Genomic DNA, 280 nt, shown 5'->3' on the forward strand with positions numbered 1-280 from the left:
GCTTCTGGCTCAGCATCACTTGCTGAGTCACTTTTAACGGGAGCACTATTAACAGTGTCGTTATTAACAGAGTCGTTATTTACGGAATCGAGCAGTGCGTCAATATCATCAGGATCGGTTACATCAGCTTCTGGCTCAGCATCATTTGCTGAATCACTTTTGACAGGAGCACTATTAACAGAGTCGTTATTAACAGAGTCTAGCAGTGCATCAATATCATCAGGGTCGGTTACATCAGCTTCTGGCTCAGCATCACTTGCTGAGTCACTTTTAACGGGAG

General features: G+C 44.3%; 1 pseudogene. It reads right to left on the reverse strand.

The features are described 5' to 3' along the window. Positions 1-280 (reverse strand): annotated as a pseudogene (locus CWS31_RS17710) (hypothetical protein); the annotation flags it as partial.

This window comes from Colwellia echini, from assembly GCF_002843355.2.
Taxonomy (GTDB): Bacteria; Pseudomonadota; Gammaproteobacteria; order Enterobacterales; family Alteromonadaceae; genus Colwellia; species Colwellia echini.